We start from the raw sequence: 10,319 nt of genomic DNA, 5'->3' as shown, positions 1-10,319 counted from the left end.
TCGGATCTCCGGTCTTGGCGTAGTTGCGGATGAGGTCGTTGTCCAACGGGTCGATGTCGTTCTGGCCGAAGACCGGCCCGGTCAGTTCGCTGGCCGAGTTCTGAAGCGAAAGAAGCGCATAGTGAGGCGCGCGCGCGACGCTGGTCTTGTAGTTCGGCGTGAGCGCAGGGGGGTGCCACTCACGGTCGCGCTGGTGGAGTTCGCCGGGTCCGCTCATGTGTTTACCCCTTCCATTTCCGCATAGGTCTGCTTCGCCAACTTGATGGCGTGATTGGCCTTCGGCACACCGGCATAGACCGCGACATGCAAGAAGGCCTGTATGACATCTTCCTTCGTGGCGCCGGTCTTCGCGCAAGCCCGGATATGCATCGGAATTTCCTCGAAATTCCCGGTCGCGGCGAGAAGCGCGAGGGTCAGCATCGATCGTTCCCTGCGGCTGATCTCGTCGCTTGACCAGAGGGTGCCCCAGGCGCCTTCGGTGATGAGCGTCTGAAAAGGCGTGTCAAAATCGGTTTTGGCGGCCTCGGCACGGTCGACATGGGCATCGCCGAGGACTTCGCGGCGGGTCTTCATCCCGGTCTCGTATCTGCCGGTCATCTCTTGGGCATCCCTGCTGGCCGCATCAGGCGCTTCTGCGCGGCGATGCGGAAGGGTGCATTCGGCGCACCGTAGCCTGCATAGCCGCCGCGCCGCTCGACGATCTCGAAGAACATGCCGCCCGCGAAGGGGCGCGAATAGAGCTGGAAGAACTCGCCGTCCTCGACCCGGTCGTAGAGGATGTTCGCCTGCTCCAGCCGGGCCAACAACTCGGCGTCCAGATCGAAGCGCGAGGCGAGATCGGCATAGTAGTTGGGAGGGATCGGCAGCGGCTGGAATTCGCGCTCTGCCAGACTTTGCGCGGTGGCGAAGATGTCGTCTGTCGCGAGTGCGATGTGCTGGACTGAGGCGCCGAAGCTTTCGGCAAGGAAGTTTCCCGCCATCGTGCGATGCGTCTCTGCACCGTTGAGCGTGATCCGGAACGCTCCGTCATGCGCCTCGACCGCCTGGCTACGCACCAGACCGTCGGGGTCGACGACGTCGACCATCGGTGACTTCCGCATTTGGAAGAGCGCGGTATAGAAGAGCGACCAGCTGAGCATCTCGTCATAGCTCATCGTCTGGGCAAGGTGGTCAATCCGGGTCAGACCGGCGTCGCCGCCCGCCTCCGCATCGGTCGGTTCGAACTCGACGCTCCATACGTCGCGCAACCCGCTGGCCTCGTCGATGAAGTGGAGGACGCTACCGCTCAGCCCGCGGATCGCCGGAATGTCCAGCTCTCCGGGTCCCAGCGGCTGGCTGAACGGGTTCGCGCCAAGCCGGGTCGCGCGTTCCACCGTTTCCTTTGCGTTGCCGACCGACAGGCCGATGTCGCAGACAGTCGTGCCGTGCATCGTATAGGCGCTGCTGGCAAGGCCGGTCGTCTCGCTGTTGAGAACGATTCTGATGTCGCCTTGGGTCCAGAGGGTCAGTTCCTTACTGATGTGCCGACCGGCGCGGACGAATCCGAGTGTTTTCAGCAGCGCTTCAGTGGCAGCCGCGTCTTCGCCACGTGTCGCGAACTCGACGAATGCGACGCCCTCGACCGCAGAGCGCGAGGGCATGGACGGAAGGTCGATCTTCGCCTCGGGTTCTGCCGCGCGAACGTCATCCATCAAGGCCACGAGCGAACGATAGCCGTCCTTGGCGATGGTCTTGGAACTGCCGCCCCGGAACTGGTCGTTGAAGATCTCGAGCGAGATCGGCCCGGTATAGCCCGTCGCCATTACCGCGCGCATGAAATCGGTCACGGCCAGGTCGCCTTCACCCGGCATGTTGCGGAAGTGGCGGGACCAGTAGAGAAGGTCCATCTCGATCAAGGGCGCGTCGGCGAGTTGGACAAAGAAGATCCTGTCGCCGGGAATGCGGCGGATAGTGTCGGGATCAATCTTGCGGCCGAGCGTGTGGAAGCTGTCGAGGATGAGGCCGACATTGGGGTGGTCGGCGCGGCGCACGATTTCCCAGGCGTCGCGATGGTCATTGACATGGGTTCCCCAGGCGAGCGCCTCGAACCCAACGCGGAGGCCCCGCTTGGCGGCGCGTTCGCCAAGCTCATTGAAATCCGCAGCGGCGCGGTCGATGCCGCCGAGCGCCTTCGGATGGACGGAGGAGCAGACGAGAACCAGGTCGGTGCCAAGCTCCTCCATCAGATCGAATTTGAGTTCCGCCCGGTCGAAGGCCTTGACGCGCATTGGCTCCGGCAGCGCCTCGAAATCGCGGAAGGGCTGGAACAGCATGATCTCCAGCCCGATGTCGCGGACCATCCTGCCGACATCGGCAGGCGATCCGTCATGGGCGATGAAGTCCTGTTCGAATATCTCGATCCCGTCGAACCCGGCGGCGGCGATGGCTTCGAGCTTGTCCGGCAGGCTGCCGGAGATGGAAACGGTGGCGATCGAGGTCTTCATGCCGGTTCCCCCGCGATCGCGCGGCGCAGCGCGTCGGTGTCGAGCGGCCTGCCCGTGAAGAGCGCCCACGCGTCTATGCCCTGGTGGAAGAACAACTCATAGCCGGAGATGATTGTCAGCCCTGCTGCGGCAGCATCCTTAAGGAATTGGGTATCGACCGGCGTGTAGACCGCGTCAAACGCCCAACGCGCGCCCTTCATCGCATCGGCGGGCAAAGGCGTGCCGTCGTGACCGATCATTCCGACCGGGGTGCAGTTGATAAGCCCGTCGGCGCCTTTGGCGGCGGCCACCGGATCAGTCGAGGTCTCGATGACTGAGGCACTTCCCGCCTTGCGCAGCGCATCTGCGAGGCCTTGTGCCTTGGCCGGGTCGAGATCGACGCAGCGAATCACCTGCGCGCCAAGGCCGATCAGGCCGAACGCCACCGCCTTGCCGACGCCGCCCGTGCCGATCAGGCAGACCGTCCCCGGAGACGTGTCGCCGAAGGCCGCGCGGTAGGCGGCCATGAAGCCCGAATAGTCGGTATTATGTCCCTGAGGTCCTTCGTCGGCGAATATGACGGTGTTCACCGCCCCGATGGCCCGGACCAACGGATCGGAGATCGTGACACATCGGGCCACGACTTCCTTGTAGGGATAGGTGACGTTGATGCCGCGATAGCCGCCGGCCCCCGCCTCGGCGAAGACGGTATCGAAATCCTCGCCAAGATCGCGGGGGATCAGCCGGTCATAGCTCACTTCGAGCCCGCATTGCCGGCCCGCTGTCCGGTGCAGCATGGGCGATTTCGACCGCGCGATGTTGTCGCCGATCAGGCCGAGACGCACTTTCTTTGTCATGACGCCCTCCCCAATCTGCGCTTCATCCGCGACCAGAGCGGGGTCTGGCTGACGAAGATCAGGATCACGCTGCTGAAGAGGATCAGCGACAGCGGGCTGGTCACCACGCCCTCGAAGAAGCGCGGCAGGCTTTCGCGCTCGGATATGATCGCCCGTCGCCAATTGTCGTCGAGAAGCCGCGACAGGATCACGCCGAGGATCACCGGCCCCAAGGGGTAGCCATAGTGCCGCATGAAATAGCCAAGCACGCCGAAGCCGAGCATCCAGTAGACGTCGGCGATGGAGTTGTTCACCGCATAGGCGCCGACGATGGAGAGAAGCAAGATCAGCGGGATCAGCACCGAGCGCGGCATCTCGACGATCTTGGTGAAGACGCGGATGCCCGTCAGGCCGAAGATCAGCATGAAGAAGTTCGCCATTACGAGCGCGCCGACGATGAACCAGAACATGTCGGGCTTGTCGATCATCAGCATCGGGCCGGGATTGAGCCCGTGGATGAAGAGCGCCCCGATCATGATCGCCGTCACCGCGTCGCCCGGAATGCCGAGCGTCATCATCGGGATGAAAGCGCCGCCGACGGCTGCGTTGTTGGCGGTCTCGGGCGCCACGAGGCCCTCGATCGCACCCTCGCCGAATGGCACTTCGGGCTGCTTGGTGATGCGCTTGGCGTGGTCATAGGCCATCAGAGCCGCGATGTCGCCGCCCGTGCCCGGCAATGCGCCGATGATGACGCCGATTGAGGAGGTTTGCAGCGACAGCGGTAGATGTTTGCGGATGGTGCTCCAGGACGGGACAATACGACCCACCTTCTGCTTGATCGCGGGCGTGTCGACGTGATGGAGCTGATTCAACGCTTCGGACACGCCGAACATACCGATCATGACGGCGATGAACGAGATGCCGGATTCCATTAGCTGGATGTCGAAGGTGAAGCGTTCCGTGAAGGTCAGAGGGTCGCGCCCGACTGCCCCGAGTGCGATGCCGAAGGCACCGGCGAAGATGCCCTTCACCAAGCTTCCGCCCGAAAGCGAGCCAACCAGCAGGATGCCGAGGACCGCCAGCATCATGTAGTCGCGCGGCTGGAAGCGCAGCGCGAAGTCGGAGACGAGAGGTGCGGCGCCTGCCAGCACCGCGATGCCGATGAAACCACCGAAGAACGACATCACGGTGGTGACGCCGATCGCAACCCCCGCTTCGCCTTTCTGAGCCATCGGATAGCCGTCCATCGCGGTCGCAATCGCCGATGGCGCGCCGGGAATGTTCAGCAGGATCGCCGTGCGCGACCCGCCATAAACGCCACCCATGAAAATGCCGATCATCAGCGAGATCGCCGGGTAGACGTCCCAGGAGAAGGTGAAGGAGATCAGGATCGACACGGCCATGGTGACCGAAAGGCCGGGGATCGCGCCGACATAGACCCCTGCAAGGGTTCCCAGGGCGACCAGCGCCAGGAGTTCGGGACTGGTCCAGACGGTGAGGAAAGCGAAAAGCGCGTCCATTATTCGGTCCCCCCGGAAAAGAGTGCCCGGAACCAAGCGAGCGTTTCACCCTCAGGCACGATGCCTGTGGGCATCAGCACGGTGAAGACGATCCGGAAGATCAGATAGATCAGCACAAGGCTGAAGAGACCGATGCCGATGCTGAAGGCCCAGGACCGATGGCTTAGCAGCTTGATGCTCGCGATCAGAAAGAGCGCCGAGGTCGGCAGAAAGCCAAGGGGCTTTAGGAACAGCGCATAGGCGATGAGGAACCCCATGACGATGACTACTTTCAGAGGCAGGATATCTCGGACGAAGGACGCCTCGGGGTCAGCGGAATGCCGCAATGTGCGGGTGAGGACGATGACGGACGTGATGACCATGGCAAGCGTAGTGGCCATCGGGATCGCGCCGGGCGCGCTCAGTGCCTCGAAACCGGAAATGCCGTAGGCGCTATAGAGAAGGAACAGGCTGGCACCGGCGACGAAGATGGCGAAGGCGGCCTCTCCGGGGCGGCGGGGTTGCTGATCTTGCATCGCGGGCTCCTGAGGTTGGGTGGGGCGCGAGCGCCTGACACGAAAGGCTGCGCCGCCCGGCTCGAGCAGGGAAACGGGCGGCGCGGTCAGGTAAATTGCCGTGAGTGGGGCAGTGTCTGGGCCACGACGGCCCCGAGACATTATTTGCGGGCGATGCCGAAGTCTTCCGGCGACGCTTTGGTCAGGCCTGCATCCTGCATCAGCCAAGCGGTCGTCTGCTGCCAGTTGCTCAGGAAGTCCTGCGCCTCAGCACCGGAAATGTTCATCATCGTAAAGCCGCGGCCATCCATAAGCTCAACGAAATCCGGCTGGGTCGCCGCTTCAGCGTAGGCGGCGGTCAGCTTGGCCACCACATCATCAGGTGTTCCGGCTTTGACGAAAACGCCGAAAAACGGACCCCAAGGCAGCAGGTCGTTGAACTCGGGGTTGGTCGATACGATTGTCGGCACGTCCGGCAAGGCCGCGGTCGGCTCGGTATCGAAGAGCGCGATCGGCTTCATTGTGCCGGCGCGGATACCTTCGATGGCGGCACCGAGAACGGCCGGCATCACGTCGATGGCGCCGCCCTGCAGCGCGGTCAGCGCCGGGCCGTCACCGTCGTAGGGAACGAAGGTTACGGGTAACTCGGTCGTGGACGACATCATCGCGGTCACGACCGAGGGCAGACCGCCCGGCCCGGTTGAGCCGAAACGAACCTCATCGGGGTTCTCGGCGATGTACGCCAGCAGTTCTGGGTAGGTGTTGAACGGCGCCTCGGGACCGGCCACGAGGATCGGCGTGCCGCGCGCAAGGATATTGATCGGCGTGAAGTCGGAGTAGTCCTTGTCGCCAAGCCCCATGACCTTGTAGAGGAGCGGGTTTTCCGCACCCATCAGAAGGGTGTAACCGTCGGCCTCGGCATCGGCCACGTAGTTCAGCGCGATCGCGCCGACGCCACCGGTCATGTTCTGCATGACGACCGTGCCACCCAGAACCTCTTCGGCATGCGGCGTCACGGCGCGCATCACCGTATCGGTGGAGCCGCCGGCCCCCCATTGTATGATGCCTTGGATTTCCTTTTCGGGGTATTCGGCCAACGCGGCGGTTGCGCTGAGGCCAAGCGCAATTACGGCGCCGAGAAACTTGCGAGACATGTCTGTCCTCCCTGAGTGTCAATCGCTCCCCCCCCGAAACCTCCATGGCTCGGCGGTGACTTTTCTAAAATGTACTGTCTGGTTAATTTGTCAATAAGAATGTACCATTTCGTTAATTTCGTGTTATCGAAGGACGAGACTCAAACGAGGTATTGCGATGGACTCGTCGGCAGAAAAGGGGCAAGGGCCTGCTTCGAAGAAACGAAAAAGCCAATGGAAACAGGATCCTGACGCGGTCAAGGCCGACATCCTTAGGGTCGCGACGGAGGAGTTCGCGACGAACGGCTTGTCTGGGGCACGGATCGACGAGATCGCCCGACGCACCCGCGCATCGAAACGGATGATCTATTATTATTTTGGCGACAAGGAGGGTTTGTACTGCAGCGTGCTCGAATCGGTCTATGGCACGCTGCGCGGGAACGAAGCGCGTTTGATGGTGGACGATCTGGAGCCTGTGGACGCGCTTCGCAAGCTGGTCGAACTGACTTTCGATGCTCATGCGAAGGCTCCGGATTTTGTGCGCCTCGTCATGATCGAGAACATCCACCACGCCGATTACCTGAAACAATCCAGGACCGTTCCGGCCTTGAACAAGGCCATCATCGACAAGCTTGAAGACGTGTGCGCGAAAGGTAAGGCACTTGGACTCTTCTATGAGGAAGCCGACCCGCTGGAGCTGCACTGGTTCATCTCGTCGTTCAGCTTTTACAACGTCTCGAACCGGGCGACGTTCTCGACCTCGTTTGGCAAGAAGCTCTTCTCTGCAAAAGGTCAGGCGCAGCTGAAGCGCCGGGCGGTCGACCTGATCCTCGGCTTGGTGGTCAAGAGCTATGTCCGCGAGGCGCAGAACTGAGATGGGCGTTGCCGACGGTCTGGCGAATCGCATGGACTGTGACCTGCTGGTCGTCGGCTCCGGCGCGGCTGGGCTCGCCGCTGCCGTCACCGCCGCCCATCACGGGCTACGTGTCGTCGTGGCCGAGAAGGACGCGCTGCTCGGCGGCACCACCGCCTGGTCGGGAGGCTGGATCTGGGCGCCGTGTAACCCCTTGGCCCGCCGCGCGGGGATTTCCGAGGATATCGACGCGCCGCGACGCTATCTCGCTGAGGTGTTGGGCAACGATTTCAATGCCGAGCGGGTGGAGGCGTTCCTGCACGCCGCGCCGCAGATGGTGACATTCTTCGAGGAACAGACCGCGCTCCGGTTCGAGTCCGGCACGCACATTCCGGACACCTACGGGCATCTCGATGGCGCGGGCAACGGAGGCCGTTCGGTGATCGCTGCACCCTATGACGGGCGCAAGCTCGGCGCCTCGCTGGCGTTGCTGAAGCCGCCCCTGCGAGAGACCTCGTTCATGGGGATGACGATCCAGGCTGGTGCGGATCTGCGGGCCTTCATGACGATGACACGCTCGCCGCGCGCCTTCGCCCATGTTGCACGGCGGTTCAGGCAACACCTGATCGACCTCGCTCTACACCGGCGCGGATTGCAGTTGCGCAACGGTAGTGCGCTTGTAGCGCGGCTGATGCGCTCGGCGCTCGATCTCGGTGTCGAACTGCGCGCGGGCGCGCCGGCTGAGGCGCTCCTGCATGATGGCGGCGCGGTCATCGGCGCCGTTCTGCGCACCGCAGAGGGAGCCATCGAGGTCGGTGCGAAGCAGGGCGTCGTTCTCGCCACCGGCGGATTCCCGCATGATCATGGACGACTCGCCGGCCTTGTGCCGGAAGCTACGCAACAGAAGACTCTCGCCACGCCCTCCGCCACCGGCGACGGCGCCCGTCTGGGGGAGGCGGCGGGCGGTTCGGTCGATGGTTCTCTGGCCGCACCTCTGGCCTATTGCCCCGTGTCGGTCGTGCCCTATTCCGACGGCAGTACCGGCCTATTTCCTCACATTATCGAACGCGGCAAGCCCGGCATCATTGGTGTCCTCAGAGAAGGGCGCCGGTTCTGCAACGAGGGCGAAGGCTATCATGACTACGTAAGCGCCATGTTGGCCGCCGTGCCGAAAGGGCAGGAGGTCGCGTCCTGGCTGATCTGCAGTCGCAGCTTCCAGCGTCGCTACGGTCTCGGCATCGCGCGGCCGCGACCACTTCCGGTAGGCCCTTGGATCCGGTCGGGATACATCAAGACCGGCCGCACCGTGCCCGAGCTTGCCGCCGCATGCGGGATTGACCGGGCAGGTCTCGAGCGCACGCTGGAGGAGTACAACCGCCATGCCGTCCGAGGTGAAGACCCGGCTTTCGGCCGTGGCACGACCCCCTATCACCGCCTTCAGGGCGATCCGTCCCACCAGCCCAATCCCTGTGTCGCGCCGATCACCGGCGGCCCGTTCTATGCCGTCAAGGTCGTGCCCGGCAGTTTCGGAACCTTCGCGGGCTTGAGGACCGATGGCCATGCGCGGGTCATTACGGCGGCCGGAGAGCCCATTCCCGGCCTATATGCCGCAGGGGCCGACATGGCCAGCGTCATGGGCGGGCATTACCCGGCGGGCGGCATTAACCTCGGCCCAGCACTGACCTTCGGCCATATCGCCGGGCTCCACGCAGCAGGAAGGCCTATCGAATGACCCGCCCGCTCTCCCTTGCCCATCTGACGGTGATCGACCTCGCCCCGCCTCGGATGATCGAGGTAGCGGCGCGGATCGGCTACGCCTCGGTTGGGCTGCGCCTGATTAGAGTGACCGACACCACGCCGGGCTACCCGCTGATGGACGATCCTACGCTCATGCGCGAGACGATGGCGGCGCTGCGCGACACCGGCATCGGGGTGATGGACATCGAGTTCGTCCGCCTCACGCCGGAGTTTAAGCCTGCGGCGCTTGAACCCTTTTTGGAGGTGGGCGCGGAACTCGGCGCCAAGCACATCGTCACCGCGCCATATGATCCGGACCTCTCGCGGCTGACCCGGAACCTCGCCGCGTTCGCGGAATTGTCGGACACATACGGTCTCGACCCGGCTCTGGAGTTCTTTCCGTGGACCAACGTGCCTGACCTTCGGTCCGCCGTACAGGTGGTGAGTGCAACGGACAATCCGCGGATCGGCGTGCTGCTCGATACCCTGCACTTCGACCGTTCTGAAAGTATGCTCGATGATATCGACACTGTGGATCGGCACAAATTGCCACTTGTCCATCTCTGCGATGCCCCGGTCCAGCCATCCTACACCACAGACGAACTGCTGCACGCGGCACGGTCCGAACGGCTGCCGCCTGGGAAGGGGCGCATCGATCTACACAGCATCCTTGATCGGATGTCCGCGGATATTCCGTTGGCGCTGGAAATCCCGATGGATCGCCTTCGGATCAGCGAGGGAAGTGAAGCCGTGGCGAAGCTCGCTTTCAACGAAGCCCGCCATTTTCTATCGGGCCGGGCAAAATAGGCGGGATTGGACGCTCCTCCGACCACGATCGCGTTTAACGCAATGATCGGAAACAAGCATTGACAAACGTGTTCATCACTACCTTGCCGATCTATCTTGTGATGGGGCTGGGGTTCGCCTGCGTCAATACCGGCTACATCGCCAGCGACAGCGTCCGCGCAATCAGCGGTTTCAAGGTAAAGATCGGTTTGCCTGCGTTGATCTTCGGCTCGGTTGTGTCGCCTAGGTGTTTGATCCCAGGGTTTGATGGTGCGATCCCTTCTTTGGAATGGAAGGAAGCACTATGGGACAAGTTCGCAAACATAGAGGGTGCACGTGAGTGTCGGCTCTACGACAAAACGAGCGTGCAGCGCGCCAGATTCGATCTGATCGTCACCTTTTTTTCGCATGACTTGTGCGTAAATAGAAGGCAGCGATCGGCTGAACCAAGGCCTTTTTGACCGATGCCACACGACCTTTCAAGTGGGGCGAAGAGTC

General features: G+C 62.8%; 10 protein-coding genes and 1 pseudogene. 4 read left to right on the top strand and 7 right to left on the bottom strand.

Annotated features, from left to right (window positions below):
- The 7 genes and pseudogenes from DEA8626_RS20505 to DEA8626_RS20475 form a co-directional block, all read right to left on the bottom strand.
- A pseudogene (locus DEA8626_RS20505) lies at positions 1–217 on the bottom strand (protocatechuate 3,4-dioxygenase subunit beta); the annotation flags it as partial.
- Complete coding sequence (gene pcaC / locus DEA8626_RS20500; RefSeq protein ID WP_108855105.1) at positions 214–597, bottom strand: 4-carboxymuconolactone decarboxylase; 384 nt, start codon at positions 595–597, stop codon at positions 214–216. The gene pcaC and the pseudogene DEA8626_RS20505, both read right to left, overlap by 4 nt.
- A complete protein-coding gene (locus DEA8626_RS20495; protein ID WP_108855104.1) occupies positions 594–2,483 on the bottom strand; it encodes a bifunctional sugar phosphate isomerase/epimerase/4-hydroxyphenylpyruvate dioxygenase family protein in 1,890 nt (629 codons plus the stop codon). The genes pcaC and DEA8626_RS20495 overlap by 4 nt, the downstream gene beginning before the upstream one ends.
- Positions 2,480–3,319: a shikimate dehydrogenase family protein gene (locus tag DEA8626_RS20490; protein ID WP_108855103.1), complete on the bottom strand. Its 840-nt coding sequence runs from the start codon at positions 3,317–3,319 to the stop codon at positions 2,480–2,482. The genes DEA8626_RS20495 and DEA8626_RS20490 overlap by 4 nt, the downstream gene beginning before the upstream one ends.
- A complete protein-coding gene (locus DEA8626_RS20485) occupies positions 3,316–4,818 on the bottom strand; it encodes a tripartite tricarboxylate transporter permease (RefSeq protein WP_108855102.1) in 1,503 nt (500 codons plus the stop codon). Before DEA8626_RS20485 ends, DEA8626_RS20490 begins: the two co-directional genes overlap by 4 nt.
- Positions 4,818–5,333 (bottom strand): tripartite tricarboxylate transporter TctB family protein, encoded by a 516-nt coding sequence (locus DEA8626_RS20480; protein WP_108855101.1) that lies wholly within the window; start codon positions 5,331–5,333, stop codon positions 4,818–4,820. Before DEA8626_RS20480 ends, DEA8626_RS20485 begins: the two co-directional genes overlap by 1 nt.
- A gap of 140 nt (positions 5,334–5,473) precedes the next feature.
- Complete coding sequence (locus DEA8626_RS20475) at positions 5,474–6,466, bottom strand: Bug family tripartite tricarboxylate transporter substrate binding protein (protein ID WP_108855100.1); 993 nt, start codon at positions 6,464–6,466, stop codon at positions 5,474–5,476.
- 157 nt (positions 6,467–6,623) lie between these two features.
- Between DEA8626_RS20475 and DEA8626_RS20470 the strand changes: the two genes are divergently transcribed.
- The 4 genes from DEA8626_RS20470 to DEA8626_RS20455 all read left to right on the top strand — a co-directional run bounded on the left by DEA8626_RS20470 (position 6,624) and on the right by DEA8626_RS20455 (position 10,282).
- Positions 6,624–7,319 (top strand): TetR/AcrR family transcriptional regulator, encoded by a 696-nt coding sequence (locus tag DEA8626_RS20470; protein WP_108855099.1) that lies wholly within the window; start codon positions 6,624–6,626, stop codon positions 7,317–7,319.
- Positions 7,297–9,030 (top strand): FAD-dependent oxidoreductase, encoded by a 1,734-nt coding sequence (locus DEA8626_RS20465; RefSeq protein WP_306418120.1) that lies wholly within the window; start codon positions 7,297–7,299, stop codon positions 9,028–9,030. The genes DEA8626_RS20470 and DEA8626_RS20465 overlap by 23 nt, the downstream gene beginning before the upstream one ends.
- Positions 9,027–9,842: a sugar phosphate isomerase/epimerase family protein gene (locus tag DEA8626_RS20460; RefSeq protein WP_108855097.1), complete on the top strand. Its 816-nt coding sequence runs from the start codon at positions 9,027–9,029 to the stop codon at positions 9,840–9,842. The genes DEA8626_RS20465 and DEA8626_RS20460 overlap by 4 nt, the downstream gene beginning before the upstream one ends.
- Before the next feature lie 68 nt (positions 9,843–9,910).
- On the top strand, positions 9,911–10,282 hold the full coding sequence (locus tag DEA8626_RS20455; RefSeq protein ID WP_369021460.1) for an AEC family transporter: 372 nt from the start codon (positions 9,911–9,913) through the stop codon (positions 10,280–10,282).
- Positions 10,283–10,319: the final 37 nt, after the last annotated feature.

It is taken from the genome of Defluviimonas aquaemixtae (assembly GCF_900302475.1).
GTDB classification, from domain to species: domain Bacteria; phylum Pseudomonadota; class Alphaproteobacteria; order Rhodobacterales; family Rhodobacteraceae; genus Albidovulum; species Albidovulum aquaemixtae.
The sequence above is the reverse complement of the archived record's forward strand: the minus strand, read 5'-3'. Positions and strand labels throughout refer to the sequence as shown.